This window comes from Fictibacillus sp. 18YEL24 (genome assembly GCF_015903855.1).
Taxonomy (GTDB): domain Bacteria; phylum Bacillota; class Bacilli; order Bacillales; family Fictibacillaceae; genus Fictibacillus; species Fictibacillus phosphorivorans_C.
In genome coordinates this window covers 197,844-223,831 of the sequence record NZ_JACZDT010000004.1, presented here as the reverse complement: position 1 = coordinate 223,831, position 25,988 = coordinate 197,844, and the positions used below count along the sequence as shown (strand labels likewise).

19 protein-coding genes and 1 riboswitch are annotated in these 25,988 nt (G+C 40.0%); of the genes, 10 read left to right on the top strand and 9 right to left on the bottom strand.

Annotation, left to right across the window (positions count from 1 at the left end; all coding sequences use genetic code 11):
- Positions 1–64 precede the first annotated feature (64 nt).
- Positions 65–229, top strand: a riboswitch (SAM riboswitch).
- An 87-nt stretch (positions 230–316) separates the two neighbouring features.
- The 5 genes from mtnK to HU823_RS14245 are packed head-to-tail and all read left to right on the top strand — an operon-like array spanning position 317 to position 6,248.
- A complete protein-coding gene (mtnK, locus tag HU823_RS14265) occupies positions 317–1,534 on the top strand; it encodes an S-methyl-5-thioribose kinase (RefSeq protein ID WP_197222495.1) in 1,218 nt (405 codons plus the stop codon).
- 3 nt (positions 1,535–1,537) lie between these two features.
- Entirely contained in the window at positions 1,538–2,605 is a 1,068-nt protein-coding gene (mtnA, locus tag HU823_RS14260) for an S-methyl-5-thioribose-1-phosphate isomerase (RefSeq protein WP_197222494.1), read from the top strand.
- Entirely contained in the window at positions 2,583–3,728 is a 1,146-nt protein-coding gene (locus tag HU823_RS14255; RefSeq protein WP_197222493.1) for a sugar ABC transporter substrate-binding protein, read from the top strand. Before mtnA ends, HU823_RS14255 begins: the two co-directional genes overlap by 23 nt.
- Positions 3,725–5,230 (top strand): sugar ABC transporter ATP-binding protein, encoded by a 1,506-nt coding sequence (locus HU823_RS14250; protein WP_197222492.1) that lies wholly within the window; start codon positions 3,725–3,727, stop codon positions 5,228–5,230. Before HU823_RS14255 ends, HU823_RS14250 begins: the two co-directional genes overlap by 4 nt.
- A complete protein-coding gene (locus HU823_RS14245) occupies positions 5,211–6,248 on the top strand; it encodes an ABC transporter permease (protein ID WP_197222491.1) in 1,038 nt (345 codons plus the stop codon). The genes HU823_RS14250 and HU823_RS14245 overlap by 20 nt, the downstream gene beginning before the upstream one ends.
- 72 nt (positions 6,249–6,320) lie before the next feature.
- On the opposite strand, the gene HU823_RS14240 is transcribed toward HU823_RS14245, so the two are convergent.
- Together HU823_RS14240 and HU823_RS14235 are read right to left on the bottom strand one after the other, a co-directional pair.
- On the bottom strand, positions 6,321–8,099 hold the full coding sequence (locus tag HU823_RS14240; RefSeq protein WP_197222490.1) for a sensor domain-containing protein: 1,779 nt from the start codon (positions 8,097–8,099) through the stop codon (positions 6,321–6,323).
- A gap of 153 nt (positions 8,100–8,252) precedes the next feature.
- Entirely contained in the window at positions 8,253–8,609 is a 357-nt protein-coding gene (locus HU823_RS14235) for a DUF1516 family protein (protein ID WP_066392958.1), read from the bottom strand.
- Positions 8,610–8,756: 147 nt separating this feature from the next.
- On the opposite strand from HU823_RS14235, the gene HU823_RS14230 reads away from it, so the two are divergent.
- Entirely contained in the window at positions 8,757–9,965 is a 1,209-nt protein-coding gene (locus tag HU823_RS14230) for an ornithine--oxo-acid transaminase (RefSeq protein WP_144701230.1), read from the top strand.
- Between the two features lie 281 nt (positions 9,966–10,246).
- Here HU823_RS14230 and HU823_RS14225 read toward each other — a convergent pair whose 3' ends face one another.
- Genes HU823_RS14225 through HU823_RS14215 form a run of 3 tightly spaced genes read right to left on the bottom strand, consistent with a single transcriptional unit; the run spans position 10,247 to position 13,411 of the window.
- The gene (locus tag HU823_RS14225) at positions 10,247–11,035 is read right to left on the bottom strand and encodes an SDR family oxidoreductase (RefSeq protein ID WP_197222489.1); all 789 of its coding nucleotides are present in this window, start codon (positions 11,033–11,035) and stop codon (positions 10,247–10,249) included.
- Positions 11,036–11,065: 30 nt separating this feature from the next.
- Positions 11,066–12,490 (bottom strand): NAD-dependent succinate-semialdehyde dehydrogenase, encoded by a 1,425-nt coding sequence (locus tag HU823_RS14220; RefSeq protein WP_197222488.1) that lies wholly within the window; start codon positions 12,488–12,490, stop codon positions 11,066–11,068.
- Positions 12,491–12,526: 36 nt separating this feature from the next.
- Entirely contained in the window at positions 12,527–13,411 is an 885-nt protein-coding gene (locus HU823_RS14215) for a fumarylacetoacetate hydrolase family protein (RefSeq protein ID WP_197222487.1), read from the bottom strand.
- A 193-nt stretch (positions 13,412–13,604) separates the two neighbouring features.
- On the opposite strand from HU823_RS14215, the gene HU823_RS14210 reads away from it, so the two are divergent.
- Positions 13,605–15,362 carry a B12-binding domain-containing radical SAM protein gene (locus HU823_RS14210; protein ID WP_197222486.1) on the top strand — a complete coding sequence of 586 codons (1,758 nt, stop codon included), beginning with the start codon at positions 13,605–13,607 and terminating at the stop codon, positions 15,360–15,362.
- Positions 15,363–15,619: 257 nt separating this feature from the next.
- Here the strand turns inward: HU823_RS14210 and HU823_RS14205 are convergent, their stop codons facing one another.
- Entirely contained in the window at positions 15,620–16,693 is a 1,074-nt protein-coding gene (locus HU823_RS14205; protein ID WP_197222485.1) for an efflux RND transporter periplasmic adaptor subunit, read from the bottom strand.
- Positions 16,694–16,708: 15 nt separating this feature from the next.
- Positions 16,709–17,380, bottom strand: a complete 672-nt coding sequence (locus tag HU823_RS14200) for a hypothetical protein (protein WP_197222484.1) — start codon at positions 17,378–17,380, stop codon at positions 16,709–16,711.
- A 162-nt stretch (positions 17,381–17,542) separates the two neighbouring features.
- On the opposite strand from HU823_RS14200, the gene HU823_RS14195 reads away from it, so the two are divergent.
- Genes HU823_RS14195 through HU823_RS14185 form a run of 3 tightly spaced genes read left to right on the top strand, consistent with a single transcriptional unit; the run spans position 17,543 to position 21,362 of the window.
- Positions 17,543–19,138 (top strand): spore germination protein, encoded by a 1,596-nt coding sequence (locus HU823_RS14195; protein WP_197222483.1) that lies wholly within the window; start codon positions 17,543–17,545, stop codon positions 19,136–19,138.
- On the top strand, positions 19,135–20,238 hold the full coding sequence (locus HU823_RS14190; protein WP_197222482.1) for a GerAB/ArcD/ProY family transporter: 1,104 nt from the start codon (positions 19,135–19,137) through the stop codon (positions 20,236–20,238). The genes HU823_RS14195 and HU823_RS14190 overlap by 4 nt, the downstream gene beginning before the upstream one ends.
- A complete protein-coding gene (locus HU823_RS14185; RefSeq protein WP_197222481.1) occupies positions 20,235–21,362 on the top strand; it encodes a Ger(x)C family spore germination protein in 1,128 nt (375 codons plus the stop codon). The genes HU823_RS14190 and HU823_RS14185 overlap by 4 nt, the downstream gene beginning before the upstream one ends.
- Positions 21,363–21,402: 40 nt before the next feature.
- Here the strand turns inward: HU823_RS14185 and HU823_RS14180 are convergent, their stop codons facing one another.
- Both HU823_RS14180 and HU823_RS14175 read right to left on the bottom strand, forming a co-directional pair.
- Positions 21,403–24,804: an AAA family ATPase gene (locus tag HU823_RS14180; RefSeq protein WP_197222480.1), complete on the bottom strand. Its 3,402-nt coding sequence runs from the start codon at positions 24,802–24,804 to the stop codon at positions 21,403–21,405.
- Positions 24,801–25,982, bottom strand: a complete 1,182-nt coding sequence (locus HU823_RS14175; RefSeq protein ID WP_197222479.1) for a metallophosphoesterase family protein — start codon at positions 25,980–25,982, stop codon at positions 24,801–24,803. Before HU823_RS14175 ends, HU823_RS14180 begins: the two co-directional genes overlap by 4 nt.
- Between the last annotated feature and the right edge of the window lie 6 nt (positions 25,983–25,988).

Below are 25,988 nucleotides of genomic sequence, written 5' to 3'. Positions count from 1 at the left end.
TTGTAGTATAACGATTATGAATTGCGTGAATATTGTTACGCATTAAAAAACAAATAATTTTGGTCTCTTATCAAGAGCAGGTGGAGGGATATGGCCCGATGAAACCCAGCAACCGACCGTAATACCATTGTAAGATGGGGCGCCCGCATTCTATGGGGAGCCGCTGACTAACTCAGCGTATGGCACGGTGCTAATTCCGGCAAAACATTTTGTTTTGCTAAGATAAGAGGCACGGGAAATCATCATTCCGAGCCTCTTTTCTTATACGAAAAGAGGCTCTTTTTATTTGTAAAAAACTTTCCGGGGGGAACACAAAATGAGCGTACAAGTAAGACCTACATATGAACCGTTAAATGAATTGACAGTCCTTGATGTGGTAAAACCTTTAGCATTTTTCGATGCATCCGAACAAAACCAACTGCATGTTAGAGAGATTGGAGATGGCAACTTAAACCTTGTTTTTCATATAGAAAGCGCACTCTCCAAAAAAGCACTGATCGTCAAACAAGCACTTCCTTATGCAAAAGTGGTTGGTGAAAGCTGGCCGCTCACACTAGATCGCGCACGAATCGAAAGCGATGCTTTATTAAAAGAAGCAGAATCGGTTCCACACTTAGTTCCGAAGGTTTTATATTCAGACTCAACGCTTGCGGTAACGGTTATGGAAGATTTATCTGATCATGTCATCCTTCGAAAAGGACTTATTGATGGTCAAATTTATACACAACTTGCTGATGACATTGGAACGTTTGCGGCTAAGACCGCTTTTTATTCTAGTGACTTTCACCTTCATCCATTTGAGAAAAAAGAACAAGTTAAACGATTTTCAAACCCAGAGCTTTGCAAGATCACGGAAGACTTAGTATTCACAGATCCTTTTTTCAACAACGAAACGAACGACTTCCCTGCTGAACTTCAAAGTGAAGTAGATCTAATTTGGAATGACAAAGAGCTTTTACAAGAGGTAGCTCAGCTGCGACTATCATTCTTAACAAGAGCAGAAGTTCTTCTTCATGGTGATCTACATTCTGGAAGTATTTTTGTAAAGAGCGACTCTACTAAAGTGATCGATCCTGAGTTTGCTTTCTATGGTCCAGCAGGATTTGATATCGCTCACTTCATAGCTAACCTTGCGCTTAATCATCTTTCTCAGAATGCACATGCGAAAGAGCCGTTTCATCGTGAAACTTTACAAACCTATCTGTTACAAACGATTGAAAAGACTTGGGAGACATACACAGTAACGTTCACACAGCTTTGGAACGAGAAAGCGACTGATCCTTTTGCCAAGATCGACGGTGTTCTTGAAAATTTCTTAGAAAAAACGTTTCAAGAAGCAATTGGATTTGCTGGATGTGAAATCATTCGAAGAACGATCGGACTTGCACATGTAGCTGATCTAGACTCTATACCCCAAAAAGAAGTTGAGCTCTTTTATAAAAAAACAGCGCTAGAGCTAGGTGCAAAACTTATTAAAAATCAGAGAAACATTACAAACATCACAGAACTTACTGACTGGATTAGAGGTGCTTAAATTATGACTGTAGCTGAAAAGTGGGTTCCTTCTGTTCGATACAGAGGTAACCACCTTCTTATATTAGATCAACAACAACTTCCCCATCACACGGTTTACTTAAACGTAACCACGATTGAACACGTATGGGATGCCATTTCCAAACTTAAAGTTCGAGGCGCTCCTGCGATCGGAATTGCTGCAGCGTTCGGACTCGCACTTTGGAGTAATTCTGAGACAGAGGCCGATCATTCTTCGTTTTTATCAAAATTACAAAAACAAAGAGATTACTTAGCCTCCTCTCGCCCGACAGCTGTTAATTTATTTTGGGCTTTAGACCGTGTTGTGGCATCTGCCGAACGATCCGCTTCTGTAGAAGAGGCGAAAAAAAACATTGAAGCTGAAGCACTTTTAATTCAAGAAGAAGACGAGAATACTTGCAGAAAGATCGGTGAGTACGCCTTATCGCTACTTCAAGACGGAGATGCTGTTATGACGATCTGTAATGCGGGTGCCATCGCGACAAGCAAATATGGAACAGCTTTAGCACCTTTTCATCTTGCAAAAGAGCAGGGCTGGAATCTTTCTGTATATGCGAACGAAACGCGTCCTGTCTTACAAGGATCTCGTTTAACAGCATGGGAGCTCCAAGCAAACGATATTGATGTGACCTTGATCACAGATAATATGGCAGCCCACACGCTTAAAACAAAGAACATTAAAGCGGTTATCGTTGGATGTGACCGAGTAGCAGCGAATGGAGATACAGCAAACAAGATCGGAACTTTTGGGCTTGCTCTTCAAGCAAAAGCACTTAGTATTCCCTTCTATGTAGCTTGTCCTCTATCTACCTTGGATTTAAAAACAACAAGCGGTGATGATATTCCGATCGAAGAACGTCCAGAAGAAGAAGTCACTCATCTAAACGGTGTTCGTATTGCACCGGAAGGAATAAAAGTATTCAACCCAGCTTTCGATGTCACTCCTGCTGAATACATTTCAGCGATCATTACAGAAAAAGGGATCGTGAGCGGCAATTATCGAGAAGCGCTAGCCACACTAAAGGAGGATGAAAAGATTGAAACCTTATAGAGTCTTGGCAACCGCTTGCCTAACAACTGCTTTGTTCTTAACAGGATGCACCAATGAACAAGATGCTCTTTCCAATAAGACAGAAGCAAAACCAGCTGCTGCAAATGAGTCACAATCAAAACAAAAAAATACGGCTACAACATCTAGCAAAGTTCCAGAACAGCTTCAGAAGCCTTTAAAAATCGCTTCGATTAACCAGTTCTCTATTGGTACTTTTTCTTCTCAATATATTAGTGGCGTAAAGAAGCAAGTTGAAGAGTTCGGTGGTGAGGTACAGATCTATAACGCTGATAACGACCTTTCAAAAATGGCAGCATATGTAGAAACAGCCGTAAACCAGCAAGTTGATGGAATCTTAATTGATCATGGTCGTGCTGATGCAATTGCACCAAGTGTAAAAAAAGCAGTTGCAGCAGGAATTCCTGTTGTAGCTTTTGATAGTGACATCAACATACCAGGGGTAACCGTTATCGACCAGGATGACTATAGCCTTTCGTGGAATGCTTTACGAAGCATGGCGCAAGACTTAAATGGAAAAGGTGAGATCGTATACGTTTGGGTAGGCGGTTTCACACCGATGGAACGAAGAAACGTTATGTATGAAGCTTTTAAGAAACGTTATCCGTCTATTAAAGAAATCGCTCGATTTGGTACAGCGACACAAAATACGGCCCTTGATACACAGTCACAAATGGAAGCTTTACTACAGAAATATCCGAAAAAAGGGGATATTGACGCTGTATTCGCTCCTTGGGACGAATTTGCTAAAGGCGTAACGCGTGCGATCCAACAAGCTGGACGTGACGAAATTAAAGTATATGGAATCGACTTAAGTGACGAAGATCTACAACTGATGCAAGAAGAAAACAGTCCTTGGGTTTCAACAGCAGCAACAGATCCTGCTGATGTTGGAAAGCTGCAAGTACGCTTTCTCTACCAAAAAGTAGCCGGTGAAGAAACACCTCAGATCTATAGTGTACAGCCTCACCTTGTAGAAAAAGAGGATCTGCCTAAGTCCAAAGTATCTATGGACGAGATCGGTAAGTACGTAGAAGGCTGGGGCAAATCAGATGCCGGAACATCACCTTGGATGGAAAACTTACGTAAGGATAACCAACAATGACGACACTCTCATTAACTTCTATACAAAAATCGTTTGGTGAACAGATTGTTTTAAAAGGAGTGGACTTTACCGTAAAAAGCGGTGAGGTCCATGCTCTTTTAGGCGCAAATGGCGCAGGTAAAAGTACACTCATGAAAATACTCTCGGGCGATTATGAGCGTGATGGCGGTGTCATCACGTTGGATGCAGAAGAACTGACGATCAAAACACCGGCTCATGCAAAAGCAGCTGGCATAGAAATGGTCGTTCAAGAAGTAGATACTGCTCTCGTCTCTTCTTTAAGTATCGCAGAGAACGTAACGATGAATACTTTTATCACGGGTCCTGCCTTCTTCTCCTGGAAAAAAAGATATAAAGTGGCTCAAGAGCTATTAAGCAGAGTTGGCCTATCACTGGATCCTGCCATGCCCCTCTCTCAATGTTCTTTAGCTGAGAAACAGTTAGTACTCATCGCAAAAGCAATTTCTAGAAATATATCTTTTATTATTCTTGATGAACCTACAGCTGCACTTAGTACGAAAGAAGCTCAGCATCTGTTCTCTGTACTTCGTGAACTTCAGAAGCAAGATGTTGGCATTATCTATATTTCTCACCGGTTACCTGAGATTATGGAACTGTCGACGAAAGTAACCGTCTTAAAAGATGGATATGTGACGCTTCAAAAAGAAACGTCTGGCTGTACTTCTGAAGAAATTGTTCGCTCGATGCTAGGCAATGAATTGGTTGAACTCTTAAACGATGAAGAAGATAGAATACTAGGCGATACCCTTTTAGAGGTCAAACAGTTCAGTGTTCCAGGTACAGGTGAAACTCTGTCCCTGTCTGTTCGAGAAGGAGAAATTGTAGGAGTTGCTGGATTAGTAGGTGCAGGAAAGACGGAAACGGCAAGAGCATTGTTTGGTGCAGATCCATCAAAAGACTCTCTTTACATGAAAGGTAGAAAAGTAAGAATATCAAACCCTCAAAAAGCCATTTCGGCTGGTATCGGATTTGTTCCAGAAGAGAGACGCAAAGAAGGAATACTTGTCGATTATAATGTGGTGGAGAATTTAACCCTACCTGTCTTAAAGCAATTTACCAAGTTCGGGTTTATCCAAAGAAAACGTGAAAAAACCGAAGCTGAAAAATGGATCAAACAACTCGGTATAAAGACACAAAAATCTTCACTCTTGCTGAACCATTTAAGTGGGGGTAATCAGCAAAAAGCTTCGATCGGTAAATGGCTTCTTACAGACGGAGATGTGTTCATTTTCGATGAGCCGACTAAAGGTATTGATGTTGGCGCTAAACAAGATGTGTTTCAATGCATCAAAAACTTAGCTGACAACAAAAAAGGAGTTCTCTATTTTACGAGTGAGATACAAGAACTGCTCGCATTTTGTGACCGAATCCTCGTTATGTACGATGGAAAGATTGCAGGAGAATTAACTAAAAACGAAGCAACCACTGAAAAAATTATGCACTATGCAACTGGAGGTCATTATGGCACAGTACGTTCATAAAGAACACGTTGAGAACGACATAAACACTACAAAACTCTCACTTCAAGAAAAGATCTTTCCTTTTCTTTACCGATACGGCACCCTTCTTGTCATATTATTAACCGTTATCGGATTTAGTCTAGCAAACGATAAGTTCTTAAGTTATCAAAACTTTACAGATATCTTACGCTCCGTTTCTATTATTACGTTGCTCGCAATCGGTGTAACCATATCTTTAATCGTTGGAGGCTTTGACCTTTCTGTTGGATCAACGGCGAGCCTTGCGACAGTTACGAGTGCTGCAGCACTCGTTCTGTATCGCCAAGAAACGATCATCGCCATTCTTATTCCGATAGCAATCGGTCTATTAGTAGGGCTATTAAACTCGTTCTTCGTTGTAAAAGTGAGACTTCCCGATCTACTCGCAACATTAGCCGTTATGTATATTATTAATGGATTGCATCTAACGTTTACAAAAGGATTTTCAATCTACAACAACATGCCTTTATCAGAAGGTGGAACGGCTCCTGGTGTTTTCCTTCCTTCTTTCTTATTTATTGGTCAAGGTGAGATATGGTCTGTTCCGGTACCTGTCATCATCATGCTGATCGCGGTTATTGTTATCCATGTCATTCTACAGCAGACTCGTTTCGGCAGATTATTGTATATTACAGGCGGAAATGAAGAAGCTGCTCGTCTATCTGGTGTCCCTGTCCAGCGTTACAAGATGTACGCTTATCTTTTATCTGCATTCTTTGCTACTCTTGCTGGTATATTATTAGCGGCACGAATCGGAACCGGCCAAGTTTCCGCTGGTGCTCCTCTATTAATGGACGGTGTTGCAGCAGCTTTTATTGGCTTTTCAGTGTTTGGCGCAGGTAAACCAAATGTGATTGGTACATTTGTTGGTGCCGTTTTGATCGGTATACTTCTTAATGGATTAACGATGCTAAACGTTCCGTACTACGCACAAGATATCGTAAAAGGTTCGATTCTGATCGGTGCCCTGGCGTTTATGTATTATGAAAAGAAAAAATAAAACATACATGGATGTTTTTCGGTAGTAGTTGCTTTCCGTTTAAAAGAATCTAGCAAAAAAACAGCACACTCTTTACGGAGTTGTGCTGTTTTTTGGTAATAGGAAAGTCCTTAAAAATTCACTCGCTTCACAAGCAGGCATTGGCTTACTGATTATGTATCCTTGAGCAGTGTGACAGCCATACTCTTGAAGTAACTTCATCTGTTCATGTGTTTCTACACCTTCTGCCACTGTTGATAGAGAAAGTCCTTCACACATCATGATGATCGCTTTAATGATCGCCGCATCACTCGTATTAAAAAAGTCATCGCTAAGATGTCGGATAAAGCTTTGATCGATCTTTAAATAATTGACCGGAAAATCTTTTAAATAACTAAGAGAACTGTAACCCGTACCAAAATCGTCGATTGATAGACGAACACCTAGCTCTCTTAATTCTTCCATGATGCTGATGCTGTATTGAACATTTTGTATCATCGTACTCTCTGTTAATTCTAGGTGAAGATATTCAGCGGATATACCTGCCGTTTCTATCGCTTCTTTTACTTCATATACAAATGACAACCTTTGAAACTGTCTGCCTGAAACATTTACAGAGATTGAAAGATGAGGCGCACCATCATCATGCCATCTTTTTAGCTGCTTACAAGACTCGAATAGAACAAACCGACCGATCTCATCAATAAGTCCGATCTCTTCAGCTAAAGGAATGAACTGCATCGGAGATACCAGACCCAAGTCAGGATGATTCCATCTTACAAGCGCTTCAAATCCAAGAATCCTTTCCGTTTTCAAACAAAATTGAGGTTGAAAATAAGGTTCTAGTTCACCCTTTTGAACTGCCTTACGTAGAAAGCCTTCTAGCTTTAGCCTTTCAAGTGTGAATGCGTTCATATCACCCGTAAAGAATTCACGTTTTCCTCTGCCCTTTTCTTTCGCTTTATGCAGAGCGGTGTCTGCATTCTTGATGAGAACATCGGCACTCGTGCTATCATTTGGGTAGATGCTGACCCCAATCGACGTACTAACGGTATACTCTTGGCCATCGAGATAGATCGGCAATTGAAGTGCTTCTTCTATCCGATCTGCTGTATCGATTACGTCAGACGGCTTTTCAATCGTTAAGATTAACGTAAATAAGTCCCCCGCGAATCGACAGAGCAAATCTTGACTATGGATTACTTGTCTAAGCTGATTGCTTACATGCCTTAACACAACGTCTCCGATATGGTGACCTAAACTCTCATTTATGATCTTAAAATGATCAATATCCACAAACATCACAGCTAACAGATGGTTTGCAGGATCACTTTCAGAAACGAGTTCTCTTAACCTTTTTTCAAATAAACTTCGATTTGGCAAACCTGTTAGCGAGTCGTGAAATGCAAGTTGTTCGATCTCTTCTTCCGCTTTTTGCTGCCAAGTAATGTTCTTTCCGATCCCATATACACCAACTACTTGATCGTTTACGACGATTGGAATGTTCGTGATGCTGCTTAAAATGTGCCCGCCATCTTTTTTCTTAATATTTGCAACAAAATTTTGCGGTTTATCATGTACGGCGAGCCTGAAGTGTTCAACGACCCGTTTGTGGTCTTCTTCGCACACAAATTGCAGTGCGTGGGTTGAGAGCAACTCTTCTTCTGAATACTCTAAAGACTGAACGAGCGCATGGTTCACACTCGTTATATAACCTTGTAGATCCATAGAATAGATCATATCTGGATTATGATCGAACAACGACTTATAGCGCTGTTCTGATTCAATTAAGTTATCATTAAGCTCTTCCATCTCTTTCGTATTCATCTTGATTAAATGAGATAGCGCTAAATATTCATCCATCTCTTTCATTCTTACACCTCATCTGTCCAATGAACCCCATTTATATAGTGCTACGTTTCTATCATTTATATCGGTGTACAGAAGGCATTGTTAACAAAACAATAGATGGTTATTTTATCCAAATAAAAAAAGCCGCTCTGTAAAGAGCGACTTTTAAAAGTATTAACCAAGAACAGAATATCCGTAGAATAACACTAGTAATAAAGTGATCCAGAAAAACACCCAATTGAGCAGGCGGCTCTCACCACGTTTTCTTTGTACAAGAATGATTTCCATCAATCCGATGAGGACAACTCCTAAAGTTCCTTTGATGATAATCGGCCCTTGATTAACGATACCAGGGTCCGTTAGATAGCCAGCAAGCATGTGGCCACCCGTTGCAAGGATTGCTAAGTACAAAACGCGCAGGATCATATGCAAAATTTTCGATTTTTTTCCGGCATTTTTTTTGTATAGCATATACGTTACAAAAAACAAAATTAACGCCAGAAACCATGATGTTACGTGAGCATGAATCATAAATATATCCTCCTATGTATAATTCTCCATATAACTATACCATGAACTGCTATAAACTAGGCAATCAAATGAGTTCCCTCTGTAAAGTAAGCACTTTCATTGCTATAATAGCAATGTGAGAAATCTTGCAGAATAGAGGTGTTTCCTTTGAAACAGACAGAAACGAAAAATACGGAAACTGTAATTTCAAAAACGGAACAATATGGTGCACAAAACTATCATCCGCTTCCTATCGTTATCTCGGTAGCCGAAGGTGTATGGGTAACAGATCCAGAAGGTAACCGCTACATGGACATGCTGAGCGCATACTCTGCGGTAAATCAAGGGCACCGCCACCCTAAAATCATTCAAGCACTAAAAGATCAAGCAGACAAAGTAACACTAACATCTCGTGCATTCCATAACGATCAACTTGGAGACTTTTATGAAAAAGTATCAAGTCTAACGAAGAAAGATATGGTATTACCGATGAACACTGGTGCTGAAGCTGTTGAGACAGCTATTAAAGCGGTCCGCCGCTGGGCATATGATGTAAAAGGTGTTGCGGATAATCAAGCTGAGATCATCGTTTGTGAAGGAAACTTCCATGGTCGTACGATGACTGCTGTGTCGATGTCATCTGATCCTGATTACCAGCGTGGGTTCGGTCCTATGCTCCCAGGAATCAAAGTAATACCTTACGGTGACTTAGACGCACTAAAAGAAGCCATTACACCTAATACCGCTGCATTCATTCTAGAACCGATCCAAGGTGAAGCAGGAATCGTTATTCCACGTGAAGGTTTCTTGAAGGAAGCTCTTGACGTCTGTAAGTCTGAAAATGTACTCTTTGTAGCTGATGAAATTCAATCAGGACTTGGACGTTCAGGCAAAATGTTTGCTTGTGACTGGGAAGAGATCGAGCCAGACATGTACATCTTAGGTAAAGCACTTGGCGGCGGCGTAATGCCGATCTCTTGTGTAGCAGCAAACCGTGAAGTACTTGGCGTGTTCAATCCTGGATCTCATGGATCAACTTTCGGTGGAAACCCGCTTTCTTGTGCGGTATCAGTTGCTTCTGTAGACGTGCTTGTAGAAGAAAACCTAGTTGAGCGTTCACTTAAACTTGGTGAATATTTCTTAGACGAGTTAAAGAAGATTGATAATCCAGTGATCAAAGAAGTTCGTGGTAAAGGTCTTTTTATCGGTGTTGAATTGAACGAACCAGCTCGTCCTTATTGTGAGCGTTTAAAAGAACAGGGCTTGTTATGTAAAGAAACACATGAAAACGTTATTCGTTTCGCACCACCATTGATCATTTCTGATGAAGATCTAGATTGGGCGATCGAACGCATTAAAAAAGTACTTTCTGTTTAAATCATCGACTGAGGCTGACTCTTTTTGGAGTCAGCTTTTTTTGGGGGCTTTAATTGAGCTCAGTTTCATATACGCACTAGGGTATGTGTCCGCATTTTGATAGATGGATCCACAACTTTTATGGATAAATCCAAAAGTTTAAGCAGTTTATCCAGAAGTTTTAACTCTCAATCCAAAAGTTTTCACTGTTTATCCACGAGTCTACAAATATCGACATCTACACTGAAACTTATACCCCTCATATAACTAAAAAAAGAAGCAGCCATAGCTGCTTCTTCCTTTTAAAGTGCTTTCACCATACCGCCATCGATCAGCAGTGACTGGCCAGTTATATAAGTGTTTGCGTCAGAGCAAAGGAACACGACCATCTTAGCAAACTCCGCAGGTTCACCGTATCGGCCAAGTGGAATTTCGCTTTCCATGGAAGTTCTGACCTCTTCAGCAGAAACGCCTTTTTTCTCAGCCATCATTTGGTCTAATTCACCTACTCGATCAGTTCCGATTCGCCCCGGTCCGATGGTATTAATCAAAATGCCATCTTTCCCTAGCTCTTGCGAAAGACTCTTTGATAATCCGTTGATGGCTGTTCGGAAAGTGTTAGATAGGATGAGTCCATCGATCGGCTGTTTAAAGGACGAAGAAGCAATATTCACGATGCGACCTCCGCCGTTTTTAATCATATTAGGCGTAACCGCGCGAACAGAACGCACAAGACTGAGTAATGTTAACTCAAAGGCACCCTGCCAATGCTCATCTTCAAAATCATTAAACGTACCAGCTGGAGGTCCTCCTGCATTGTTCACGAGCACGTCCACACTACCAAACTTCTCTACTGCTGCTGCAACAAGTTCATCGATCTCATTACGCTGTGTGATATCACATTTTTTATAGAAAACATCCGAACCTGTTTCCCTCTTTATCTCTTCCGCTGTCAGAGAAAGCTGTTCTTCATCACGGCTTGTTAGCATCACGTTCGCACCTTCTCGTGCAAATTCTAATGCACAAGCTTTTCCAAGCCCTTTACTTGAAGCAAGAACGAGTACATTTTTTCCTTTTAGACCTAGATCCATCTCACAATCACCTCGTTTCTTAGAAAGATTTTATAATACGAAACTTACGTATTTCGTTTCAAGATAAGCTTCCATACCTTCTACTCCACCTTCACGGCCAAGACCGCTCTCTTTCATACCTCCGAACGGTGCTTGTGCAGCAGAAGGAACACCATCGTTCCAGCCTATGATTCCGTAATCTAAACCTTCAACAACTTGAGTTCCTTTGGACATACTCTCTGTATAAACATATGCCGCTAAACCAAATGGACTTGTGTTTGCAAGGCGGATCCCTTCTTCAACACTGCTGATCTTGTGAATTGGAATGACTGGACCGAACGTTTCTTCGTTCATGATCAACATATCTTGTGAAACATTTTTCAGGACCGTCGGCTCGTAATAATACCCACCGTTATCTGCTCTTCCTTTTCCTCCTGTTACACACTCTGCACCGTTTGAAACCGCATTTTCCACGTGCTCTGAGATCTTTTCATACCCGTCTTTGTTAATGATTGGACCGATATCTGTACCTTCTTCCAAACCGTTTCCTACTTTTAATTTCTTAGCTTCAACAGCCACTCGTTCTACAAACTCTTCATAAACACTTTCTTGCACGTATACTCGGTTAATACAGATACACGTTTGACCTGCGTTACGAAACTTAGAAGCTACGATTCCAGCGACTGCTTTATTTAGGTCTGCATCCTCAAGAACAACTGCTGGAGCATGACCGCCTAGTTCCATAGATACGTTCTTTACAGTTGCGGCACTTTGCTCGATCAATTTCTTACCGATTTCTGTAGAGCCAGTAAAGGTAACTTTTCTAACTTTCTCAGAATCCATAATGGCTTTTCCAATGACAGCAGACGATCCTGTTACAAGATTGATAACGCCTTTTGGAAAGCCTGCTTGATCTGCTAATTCTACTAATTTAATTGCTGTAAGTGGTGTTTCCTTTGGTGGTTTTACAATAAACGTACAGCCTGCAGCGAGCGCTGGACCTAGCTTTCTTGTAATCATTGCAGCTGGGAAGTTCCATGGGGTAATGGCCGCCACTACCCCAACAGGCTGGCGTAAAACTTGCATTCTTTTATTTTCGGCACTTGAAGGAATCGTACGGCCGTAGATACGCTTACCTTCTTCTGCATACCACTTAATAAAAGATGCGGCATACATCACTTCACCGACAGACTCTTTTAACGGTTTTCCCATCTCAAGAGTCATTAGTTCTGCTAATTCTTCTTTTTGTTCAATCATCAAGTCATGCAGTTTCATAAGATAGTCAGCGCGCTCATAAGCCGTCAACTTTGACCAGCTCGGAAACGCTTCGTGCGCAGCATCTATTGCAGCATCTGTTTCTTCTTTTCCACAAGATGCTACAGTCCCTACCACTTCACCGTTAGCAGGATTATACACCTCTATTTTTTCAAGAGATTCTCCTGTCCATGAACCGTTAATATAAAGCAGCTTTTCCACGTGAATTCCTCCTCTATGTAACTAGTTAATTCGACTTCATTCTACTATTTCATTACGAAGTGTACCGATTCCTTCAATTGTAATCTCGATAACATCAAGGGGCTTCAAAAATACAGGCGGCTTCATTCCTTTACCTACTCCAGCAGGTGTACCTGTCGCGATAATATCTCCAGCTTCAAGCGTCATGCCTTTTGAAAGCTCGTTAATCATAGTTGGGATGTCAAAGATAAAATCAGATGTGTTTCCGTTCTGCCTCACCTCTCCGTTCACTTTTGTCACGATCGAAAGGTTATCTGGATTTGGTACCTCAGACTGATGTACGATCCATGGACCCATCGGGCAAGTTCCGTTGAGACTTTTTCCGAGTAAAAATTGCTTATGCTTTTGTTGTAGGTCACGAGCTGTAATATCGTTGATGATCGTAAACCCGAAAACGTGATCCATCGCTTCTTCTTTCTCTATACTCGTACCCGTTTTACCGATAATTATAGCTAGCTCACCTTCATAATCTAATTGATTGGTTATAGAAGAATGACTAGGAACTCCTTCATCATGACCGATTACAGATGTTGGAGCTTTTGAAAATACCATGATATCTTCCGGAATGTCTGCTTCGCTTCCCATTTCTATCGCATGGTCGCGGTAATTTTTTCCGATACAAAATACATTTTTACCTGGACGCGGAATCGGTGCTTTTAACTGGATCTCATGGAGTTCATATGTATGGTTTGCTACGAGATCAGAGTGAATCAAGCTCTCTACCTTCTCCAAAAATTCGTCACCAAGAGCAATTGCCTCGAGTAAGGTTGTTGGAAACTCCATCTCTCTGCTTTTCGCGAGTTCTGATACATTGACAATTTTCTCTTCTTTCACGAGGCCAATGAAGTCCTCGCCATGTTTAACAGCTGTAGCCCATTTCACAATAACCTGATTCCTCCTTTAATAAACGCTTACAAAGTAATTATTACTACTATATCGGTTCTGACTTTGTACCGTAAAGCAATTTGCTGTTTCAAAACACAATACTCGTTTTTGATTCTTTTTAAAATATGGTAAAATAGTTTGTCATCAAAAAAACCCAACTGATGGGTAACAGTAATGAGGTTATCAAATTATGAAAACTGTACTAAGTACGTTAAATGCCAAATATATACACACGTGTCTAGCGCTGCGCTATTTAAAGGCATATAGTGAACCTGATTTTCCTGTCGTGATTAGAGAGTTTACGATCAAGGATCCTTCTCTTAATATTGTGACTGATCTTTACAGCCAAGAACCTGATGTTCTCGGATTCAGTTGTTACATCTGGAATATTGAAGAGACGATTAAGGTTATCCAAATGTTTAAAAAGATAAAGCCTGATACAAAGATCGTCTTAGGTGGTCCTGAGGTATCTTATGATGTAGCTCATTGGCTCGAACAGATTCCAGAGGTTGACTTCATAGTTGTGAATGAGGGCGAGGAAACGTTTAAGCACTTGCTCACTCAGATTCAAAAGGGTGGTAGCTTTGAATCGGTTGCTGGACTTGCCTATCGAAAAGATGGAGTGCCTAAAATTAACGGTCCTCGTGAAAAACTGGACTTAAAAACAGTTCCATCTCCATTCCGCTTCGAAGAAGATATCCAGTCTTTATCAAAACGGATCACGTATTTTGAGACAAGCCGTGGCTGTCCCTATTCATGTGCGTTCTGCTTATCTTCTATTGAAGTGGGTGTTCGATATTTTGATCCAAAGCTCGTTAAAGATGATTTGATCTTCTTAATGGATAACGGAGCAAAGATTATTAAGTTTGTGGACAGAACGTTTAACATTCGAAGAGATTATGCACTTGATATGTTCTCATTCTTAATCGAAAACAGAAGACCAGGGGTTGTTTTTCAATTTGAGATCACAGCAGATATCATGAGACCGGAAGTCATCGAATACTTAAATGAACATGCACCAAAAGGTTTGTTCCGTTTTGAGATCGGTGTTCAGTCCACGAACGATGCTGTAAACGAACTGGTACAACGCCGACAGAATTTTGAAAAGCTTACGCGTACCGTAACAACTGTTCGTGATGGAGGAAAAATCGTACAGCATCTAGACTTAATCGCTGGGTTACCTGAGGAAGACTACAACTCGTTTAGAAAAACATTTAATGATGTTTTCGCATTTGGTATCGAAGAAGTCCAGTTAGGTTTCTTGAAGATGTTAAGAGGTACAGGTCTACGATTAACAGCCGAAAAACATGATTATGTGTACATGGATCATTCACCGTACGAAATACTAGGAAACAACGTTCTCACGTTTGATGAAATTATTCGTATCAAACAAGTTGAAGACGTATTAGAAAAGTACTGGAACGATCATCGCATGGATCATACTGTTAAATACTTGATACACCATGTATTCCAATCACCTTTTGACTTCTTTCAAGAATTCGGGACCTATTGGGAAACACGTGGATGGTCAAGAATCGGTCATCAGTTAGAAGACCTGTATACACGCTTGATCGCATTCTTAACAGAAGCTGCACCACAGGCACTTCCTGTTGCTGAAAGTCTGATGAAACTTGATTATTTAGAAAGACAACAATTCAAACCACGTAAGCCATGGTGGGAGAACACACAGAACAAAGAAGAAACATCAAGAGTACTCTCCCTGCTCGCTCAATACCCTGAAATGATTGATGGGTTTCCAACTCTTTCTGAAAAAGATATGCATAAACATGCTTTTGTCACGGAAACTGCGATTGATCCATTATCAGATCAACTAGTGCCACAAGGGGAGAATGATTTCTTACTCATTGCGTTGTTTGATCCTAAGCAACAATCGACAAAAGTGTTCACGATAAATAAAGAATCATTGCAAACAAAAAAGGATGCGTAAATCGCATCCTTTTTTTATGTTCACCTTTGTTCGTGCAATGAAGCTCTCTTGAGAAAGTCGATTTCCGCTCCAGGTTGCTCGCTTTCCATGGGGCGAACGGTGAGCCTCCTGCCGCTTTGCGCCCTTAGGAGTCTCCACCTGATCGCTCGTCCCATAGGAGTCGGCGACCTTCCGCTCCAATCAACTTGTCAATGATGCTTCTTAATAGTTCGAAAGTAAGATTCATATAAAAAAGCCTTACAGTTCCATAAAAAATTTTACTTCTTTAAGACCGGTTGTCCTGAAACAAATACAGGGGATGGATTCATCACAACAACTTGACCCTTTTTAAGTCCTTTTGTGATCTGCACGTTATCCTTTTGCTCAAGACCAGCTGAAACCTTCAGCTTATACAATTTGTTCTTAACGATTGTTAACACATACGTTTTCCCATCATCTATTAAAATTGCTTGTTTAGGCACACAAATTGCTTTTTCTGCAAGCTTTTCTGTTACGATGATTTGAGCAGGTTGTCCTTCAACCCAAGACGCTTCATCCTCAACGAGAACGGTCAACTTAAAATTATTTTGATCAGCTGGTAATACAGTTTGAACAGTACCCATCAAGATCTTTTCACCGTTGGATTTGATTTGAACTGTGTCTCCTGTTTTCACGAGAGAAGCCATTTTTTGATCGATGTCAGCAACTAGTTCAAAGTTTCCTTGACCTACAATAGTTAGAAGTGGTTCATCATCGCCAACTCCATTTACTTCTGAAACTACACCGTCAGCTGGACTTTTCACACTAAGATCCTCAAGTTGCTCTTCTAGATCAGATATTTCATCTGACAAGACGGAACTTTCATTTTCAGCCAAGTCACTTTGCAGCTCAGCTTCTGCTAATTTTTCTTGAAGAAGCACTTTAGCATCTTTGCTGTCTTTTTCTTCATCAAAATCCGAAAGTTCACTTTTCCATTCACTTATTTGTCCCGAATAATGGCTGCTTCGAACATCCGCTGCTTCTTTGTCTCGTTTCAAGTTGCGAAGTTCATTATCAATCTCTGCATTTTCATATGTGATTAAAGTTTGACCCGAAGTAACAGTATCCCCCTTCGATACCAACACTTCTTTAATCGAACCAAGAGATGCATTTTCATAGATCTCAAATGTGTTCTTTGACTGTGCAACACCAGTTGTTTCGTGTTTTTTCGTAAAATCTTTTTGTGTAGATAGCCCAGTTGCAACTCTTGGCGCTTCAACTGCGGCAGATTCTTTTTTATCGAAAATCACGATGTTCATAACGACAAGGAGGACAACCATAATAGCTGCAGCAACCCATTTCAGTTTATTCATAAGCTTGTCTCCTCCTTAAATCAGCTGTCCACTAGCTAACGCAGCGTATAGCGAAGATAATAAAATAAAAACAACAAAAAATCCGATTGTAACAACGAGGCAGTAATTCTTTTCTTTAAAGGATAATTGACGAAGTGCAAAATACATCACAACAGAACCCCAGATTGTAAAGATATTGATGGAGTTTAAGAATTCTTGCCAAAAACCATGTTTAAAGAACAGTACACCAGCAAAACCGAAACCTAACGGCTGAACAACTTCTTCTGCACCTGTTACAAACTGAATCGGCAATTCGAATAAGAGTCCTAGAATAAATAGAAGATATACTGTCGTCATTACATAAAAAAGTGCTTTAAATCCGATATCTCGAAAGAAAACATATAAAAATAGTACGCCTGAATTTATCACTAAGAACGGTATGATCAATCCCCAGGCACCGCCTACTAAAGCGATGATATATCTCAAGAGCTCAAGTTCCGCTCCACTTAGTTTCGCTGCCTCTACAAAAGAAATAGTTTTAAACGATGGAAACGCTGCAAAGAATGAAAGTGCATGCAACAATCCGCTAGCGACTAATATAGCAAAAAAACGAATCCAAAAACCCTCTTTATCTTTCCATTCATTATAAAACGCGAAATATGTATTCGGCTTAGTTAAAGCAGGAATAAATTGTGCTCTTCCTGTCATGGTGCCGCCCCCTTCTCTCTTTATCTCTGTCTATGTTATCACAATTTTTTACTCATAATGACAATTTCTGACTCATTTTTGAAAAATAGTACCTTATCCGCATAAATAAATTTGGGTAGCAAAAACTAAACCAAATTATTGCGAATCGGGATGATGTTCATCATGACTTTCTTTAAGAAACCAAAAAAATTGCTAGAACAAAAAAAAACAGCAAACGAAGCTGAAAATCAAGGGTCTAGTCCATCCTCTCAAAGTAATTTAGAAACAAGCTCTTACTCAGAGCAGGATGCGAAAGTTAACCAAAATCAATCGATCGATGTTCTGCTTAAAGACATTGAAAAAAGCTTCTCTTCTTCCGAAGACCTGATGACTCATTGGGTTGAGATGCCTGCTGACAAGAGCAAAGTGGCATTAATTTTCTTGGACTCAATTATTGATAAACAGAAACTTCAGGATTTGATATTGAATCCTTTATTTGAATTGGACAAAGATATTGATCTACATACTTTCGAAACAGTTATTAATATTGACTTTAAGAAACAATCAGACTTTGCAAAGATCCAAGAATTACTCTTACAATCTTACACTTTGATATTTACGAAGGACACAACATGCTATTTTTCTGTATTCACTCCTGTTAAAACAGAACGTGATATCAAAGAGCCTGATAATGAGGCTGTTATACGTGGATCTCATGAAGGATTTATAGAGAGTATGTCAACAAATATTGCTCTCATTCGTAAGCGACTTAAAAGTCCGAAGCTCGTAGTGAAGTATCTGCAAGTCGGAAAAGAAACGCACACAAATGTTGCAATGCTGTACATGTCAGATATCGCAAATCCAGATGTGCTTCATGAGATTGAAAGAAGGATAAATTCAATAGAAGCAGATTCCGTTATGACTCCAGGGAACATCGAAGAGAGTATTGAAGATAAAACATTTAGTCTGTTTCCACAAACGTTGAGTACAGAGCGACCTGACCGGGTGGCTGCTAACCTGATGGAAGGAAGAGTAGCTCTTCTATACGATAGCTCACCGACCGTAAACCTTGCACCTGTAAACTTCTTTGTTTTCTATCAAACACCTGATGATTACAACAAACGTTGGATGTTAGGAAGTTTCTATCGATTAATTCGTTTGTTAAGCTTTTACATTGCAATTGGTCTGCCCGCCTTTTATATTGCGATCGTTTCTTTTCATTTCGAGGTTATTCCATCCGCTCTCATCCTCTTAATGAAAAGCTCACTTGAAAACATCCCGTATCCACCACTTTTTGAAGCATTAGTGATGGAGCTCACAATTGAGTTAATACGTGAGGCCGCTATTCGTTTGCCAACAAGGATCGGTTCCACGATCGCTATCGTTGGAGGTTTAGTAATTGGTGATGCGGTCGTTAAAGCAGGACTCATCTCAAACCTAATGATTATCGTTGTTGCGACGACTGCGATTGCGGCTTATACAGTTCCTTCAAATGAGATGAGTTTAGCTGTACGTTTATTGCGTTTTCCATTCATGGTAGCAGCTGCAACATTCGGTTTCTTAGGTATTGTGTTCGGGTTAATTCTCATGTTCTTTCATCTTTGCCGTTTATATTCATTTGGGACACCATACCTTGCACCGCTTGCACCTTTTAAAATAGGAGATCTAAAAGATACAATCATTCGTTTACCTTTTCTCAAGATGAACTCACGTCCTAGTGATATCAAACCAATAAAAAAAGATGAAGATAATCATACAAGAAAGTGGGAGAAGTCATGAATAGCAGCCATACGATTACTCACAGACAGCTGTTCTTTATTATCACTCAATCCCAAATCGGCGTTGGTGTCCTTTCACTTCCTTATACGTTATTCGTAAAAGCCAAAACAGACGGATGGATTTCCCTGCTCTTAGCAGGTCTCTTTATTCAGTTCTCTATACTTGCGATTTGGAAACTATGCGAGATGTATCCAAAGCAGACAATTTTTGATTTTATGCCGAAGATCGTGGGGACAAAGCTAGGAGCTGTTTTAAATTTTTTGTTCGTGGCTCATTTGTTCTCTGTATGTGTTGTCCTTTTAATCCTCTACAACAGCGTCGTTTCTAAATGGATTTTTTATCAGACCCCTCGGTTGGTTGTTATTTCCATGTTGGCTCTTACTTGCGTCTATTGTATTACATGTACAGCACGCGAGATCGCCAGGTTTTTGATGTTAGTCTCTCCCTTACTTCTTGTGATGTTTATTTTTGTAGGATATGCCTATACAGATGTTCACCTTCTTTATGCGTTTCCGGTAGGTGCATCCGGTATCAAAACGATACTTTCAGGTTCTACAGATGCGTTAATCTCTTTACTTGGCTTTGACACAGCGCTCGTATTTTTAGCTTATACGCAAGGAAGATCGAACAGTAAACTGAAAGCAATTTCTTATGCTTCATTATGTGTTACCCTTTTCTATTGCTTTGTCACATTTACAACGTATATTTTTTTCAATCCAGTTGAAATTGTAATTGTTCCAGAACCAGTGCTGTATATGTTAAAAGCTTTCTCATTCAAAATCTTGGAGAGAACAGACCTTATTTTCCTTTCCATATGGATTGTATTTGTTACAACTTCTCTTATTAGTTATCTGTTCTTTACAGCAAAAGGCGTCCAGTCAATTTTCAAGCTAAAACATCATAAATCTGCTGCACCTTATGTGGGAGTTATTTGTGCATTAATCGCTTCGATCCCAGCGAGTAAATTAGATGTTCAACTGTGGTCCAAATTGATAGGTATGTCAGCATTATGCTGTTCGGGTATCTTTCCGATCTTCTTACTACTCATTGCTGTTATCAGAAAAAGAAAAGGCAAAGGCAAAGGAGCGGTTTCAACATGAGGAGTGTAAGGTTAATCTCTCTTTTTTCTAGCCTTTTATTATTAACAGGATGTTGGGATCAGGCTCAACTAAACGAAACAAAACTCATCAGAGCAGCAGGATTTGATTATTTAAAGAACGGAAAAATAAGAAACACCGCTTCTATTCCTCAATATCTCAATACAGAATCAGGAGCTGGACCAGTAAATAATCAGGTTTTCCATGCTATTGGTAACACTGCCCGCCAAAGCAGGATTAAATTAGATCGAAAAGTTTCAGAACAAGTTGAAGCATCAAAAAACTTAATCGTGGTATTAGGAGAAGATGCTGCAAAAAAAGACATCTATCATATTTTGGATGTATTCTATCGGGATCCTAAATCGGCACTCAATGCAAGGATTGCAGTGGCAAAAGGTAAAGCATCTGATGTTATCAGTGCAAAATTTAAAGAAACCGAAACTACCATGGGTATCGGTCAGTACTTGAATGAATCTGTTCGATCAGCAGAAAAATCATCTATCGTACCTTCAGAAAATATCCAAACGATATGTCCTGTGATGTTTGATCCTGGTCAAGATTTTGCATTACCTTATCTTGTACCAGAAAAAAATGACGTATCTGTTAAAGGTGTTGCAGTATTTCATGGTTATAAGATGGTTGGTACTATTTTTGGTGCCCAAGGAGTTATGTTCACATTATTAACTGGAAAAGAAAGACACTTATCCATGTCATTAACAAAAAAAATCACCAACAAACACAAAGATAGAATTATGAACTTTGTTTCCATTAAAGTAAAACAGAATAAACGAACATTTAAGGTTGATGTTACTCCAGATGAAAGGGTATCAGCTCATATCAAACTAGATATGAAAGTCGTGATTACCGAATATCCGAGGGATAACTTAACTACTCAGAAGAAAATCCATAGTATTGAACAAGCACTTTCAAAGACGCTAACAAAAGATGCAAATGCTATTCTTAAAGAGTTACAAGACATGAATAGCGATGCATTTGGTGTAGGGAGAAAACTCATCGCATTTCATAATCCCACATGGAAAAAGTTAGATTGGAATAAAGAGTACCCGAATATCAATTATACTGCTTCAGTAAATGTGAAAGTAATTGGTCATGGTATAATTGAATAGCAAAAGGATGCAAGGCGTGTAAGCCTTGCATCCTTTTCATTTACATCTGATCCAATCTCACACGTGTTCCTCTGCCAGAGTGCTCTGCAGGTTCTACAATCAGTCTTTTTGTTAATCTCGCTTTTAATTCAGGAACGTGGGATATAACTCCGATCGAAAAATTTTCCATCCTAACTTTTTCCAAAGCTGTTACAACTGTATCTAACAGCTCTTGATCAAGTGTACCAAATCCTTCATCAAGGAAGAAAAACTGAAGAGGAAACTTCCCTCTTAGCTGGATTTGAGCAGAAAGCGAAAGTGCTAGTGCAAGTGACGTTAAAAATGTCTCTCCTCCAGATAAAGAGGTGACAGGGCGTTTGATTCCTCCGTTGGCATCATCACGAATAACAAAACCACCCGCTGAATCTACTTCGATCGCATAACGTCCACGAGTAAGTTTAGCAAGCCTGCCAGACGCATCGCGTGTTACAAGATGCAATTGCTCTTCAGCCATGAATTCAACAAAAGCATTTCCACGGAACACACCTTGAAGTTTACCTAATTGCTCTAGTAAATTAGAGACCTTTTTCTTTTCTTTTTCCAGTTCTTTGTAACGTGCATGATTTTTCTCAACCATCATATACCTTTGTCGCGCTTCTCCAACAGCCTCATGCGTATGGTTCATTTCTACTTTGAGACTTTGCAGCTGGCTTTTTGCCGATTCAACATGTTGACCGGTTAGAATTTCCTTAGGGAGCTTTTCTTTTATCGCATCTAATGCCATAGCATTTGACTTACAGCGATCTTGATAATCTTCTATCAGCTTTTCCCATTCCAACTGAACTTGCTCATCTTTTAAACAGTTTTCAAAGTCTTCATATGATTGGAAATCTGACTTACTTAACTGTTTGTTCCATTCTAGTGTTGCTTTTTCTACTCTGGATTCAGCAACATTCTTCCTTTGAACAGCAGAATGATATACTTTATCACTCTCTACGTACTGCTTTTTAGCATTTTCATATTCTCGTTCGGAATGAATGAATGATTTCTTCAGACTCTGCAACGCATCTTGTACATCCTCAAGAACTCTTTGAGCTTTTTGATCGCCTACTCTGTTATATAGCTTTTCTTTAATATCTTGAATTTCTTTTTGCAGCATTTCGTGTTGTTTAGAAGAGACAGATAAACTCGTTTTCAACTCGGATTTTTGCTCTTTGGCGGATTCCATTTTTTTCGTTTGTGTTTCTAGAAATTCTTCTGCAATATTTAAACTTTTTACGATTTCCGTTTGGCGGCTTTCTTTTTGTTGAAATCGTTTTAGCTGCTCTTTAAGCTCCTCTGATGAAAAGGGAATCTCTGCTTGCTCCCATTCCGATTGAATATGATCTATTTTTTTTGATATCAAAAGGAGCTGTTGTTTTAACTTGTTAGTTGTTTCACCATTATTTTCAAATGAAATAGAAATTCGTTCATATTGTTTTTGATCATCTTCTAATTTAGATAATAACTTCTGTATGCGTTCTTCAATCAGAAGCTTATCTTGCTTAATCCCTTTTACATTAGCTTCATGATCCTTGAACTGTTCCAAAGAAAACGCTCTGATTTCTTCTTTCTCAATTGTGATCGTGATTTGATCTGATGCAGCAGTTTCAGCTTCAGCAAGATTAAGTTTTTTCCATAGCGTTTGGGAATCCTTTTCAAGTCCTTCACTTAGGTGTTTCAGCTCATGATAGTTTTCCTTCAAACGTTCAATCGCTTCTTCTAATTCGTGAATACGCTCGTTATCATGTTCAACATTTGCATGCATTTTGTTCGGTGATGGATGGATTGTTGAACCGCATACCGAGCACGGTTCGTTTTCTTTTAATTCTCTAGAAAGCTGTGCAGCCAAATGGCTGATTCTTATTTTTTCTTGTTCGTTTTTCCATTCACGCAATTTATCCATCGAAACTTTTGAAATCTTTTCGTTTGTACGCAGAATTTCAGACACTTCTTCATACATTTGCTGAATATCGTTCAGCACTTTCTTTCCTGCATCGTAACTTTTAACTATTGTTGAACTGATCTGTTTTTTTGCTTTTTCTGCAGAAGTCTTTTCAGCTTCTGAAACGGAGATTTCTTTTTGTATCTTTTTCTCTTCATCACGAACATCTTCTAATCTTTGATTAAGCAGAATAGCTTGTTGATATATACGGCGATCATTTTGTGTGATTTCAATTTGAGATAATTCTTTCTTTAAAGCAGATTGTTTATCTTTCCCACGCTTAAGAACTTGCGTGGCATCATACTCAGCTCTCTCGCATTCTTCGTACAATGTCACCAATTGTTTATGCTTTTCCGTTTCGTTCTGCAAAATCTGATTTTTTCTTTCTAGATCCTTTTCCCAGTCAACTGCTTCTCTTAATCCACTTCTTTTTTCGATAAGAACAGGCTCATCCTCGTTAATCGCCTTCTTGGCTGATTCATATTTCTTTTCAAGCTCTTCAAGAATGGTCTGAAGTTCTTCAGTCTGCTTCTTTAGCTGCTCTTGCTCTTGGCAGACTTTTTTCTCATCCGCGAGTGATTGTTTCCACTCGGTCGCATAGGGAGCAATTTTGTCTGCATAGATAGCTTTCTTTAAATCCCGTTGAACACGTTCCATAGGGATTTCCTGTTTCTTCAGTTCGTTTCTCTCTTCGATCAGCTTTTCATTTTGAACTTGAGCATCCCAGTATACCTCAAGGGTTTTGAGATTCTCTTCTTGTTCTTTGTATTGTTTTGATACTTTTTCTAACTTTTTTTCATTTTCTTTTAGGTGAGCTAATGCCTGTTCTAACGTTTCTAAGGAGGCTTCACCCAGACCGGTTTGCTCTGCTGTGATTTCATTCAGGCGGTTTTTTTGTTCATCTGACCGTTTCTTTAGCTTTTGATTTAATTGGTCTCCGTACTTTTCAAGTTGGAACAGACGTTGCAGCATCTGTCTTCGATCAGCACCTTTAAGGGATAAGAATTCAGCGAATTTACCTTGAGGCAGAACGACCGCTCGCGTAAAGTCATCGATAGTCAGTCCGATCAGCTCTTGAACAAGACGCGTTACATCTCGTTCTTTGTCGGCATGAACGATAGATTCACTGTCCACCACCTCAATTAATCGACAAGTACTTGTTCGAATGGAATGTTCACCACTTCGTTTAAATATGCGCTCCACACTGTATTCTTTTTGCTGAGCACCTTCACCTATCTGAAACGTAAACGAAACAGACAGTTTATCTTCAGCCTGATTCATGATTCCGTGTGTTCCACCAGCCGCACGTTCTACCTTTCCATAAAGAGCTAGTGTCACAGCGTCTAGAATCGTGGACTTCCCGCTTCCAGTCGGTCCAAATATACCGAAGACTCCGCCAGAACAGAGTTCATGAAAAGGAACGGATTGTGCTTCTCGAAAACTTTGCAAGCCTGAAACAGTTAATGCTATTGGTCTCATTCTCGTTCCTCTCCTCCTAATTCCCCTTCTCCAACAAGATCAAGAAATAAGGAGATCAGCTCATCGTCTGGCATCGCTCCCCCTGTCTGTCGCTTATAAAACGTTGTAAACAGTTCATCAACAGGCAATTTTTGAGCAGATACAGAGATTTGTTCTCCGGACTTTTCTTGATACACAGGTTTGATATGAACAATGCCATCATGTGATTTTCTAAGTCGTTGAATTTCTTCCATCGAAAGTGCATCATCTACATGTATGGATAGATCAATCCAGCAATTTTGGTGCAAACCATCTTGAATTCCTTGAAGGACCTCCTGGATCCCATTCTTTGCTTCCCATGATACTAGTGGTTTTCCCGAAGTTAGATGAAGCTCTTCAACTTCTGCAATACCGTTTGGTTCAACGTTAATAATGGACACAGATTTTGCTTGTCCACTTTCAGAGAAACTATAAGATAGGGGAGAACCTGAATACCTTGCATCTGTTTTTGCTCGTTTGATTCGTTGTGGACGATGCAGATGGCCTAATGCTACGTATTGAGCTGAACTCGGAAGACTTTCTGCAGCTACCGTATACGCACCACCAATGTGAACAGGTCGTTCAGAATCGGTTTCCTTGCTTCCAGCGACATAAAGATGACTCATCGCAACATGCACGTTTCCTGGCTTAAATTGATTGGTGATCTGTTTAAAATACGAGTCCACCCAATCATCATATTGAGTTCTTACATCTAATTCTTCAGCAGATTCACTTAGTAGTACTTTTAGTCTTGATTCAGAAGGATACGGCAGAGCAGCGATTTCTAAGATCTCTCCCGTTCTCTTAATCGGAACACGCTGAAGTTCTAACGTTGGCAGACCTACCAGCGTGATGCCCAGTTCTCTTAGCAGAGGGAAGGAGGCAGCTAGTCTTTCAGGATGATCATGATTTCCCGCAATCGCGATAAACGGACATTCTCCGTTTCTATTAATCCGTGATAGTGCATCATAAAACATTTGCTCCGCCGCAGCCGGAGGATTTACCGTATCAAAAACATCTCCCGCCATTAATACCGCATCTATTTTTTCACGCTGTACGATCTCTACTAGTTCGTCTAAAAAATCTTGTTGTTCCTGAAGTCTGCTTCGTCCTTCTAATGAGCGCCCAAGATGCCAGTCAGCAGTATGAAGTAATCGCATCGTATC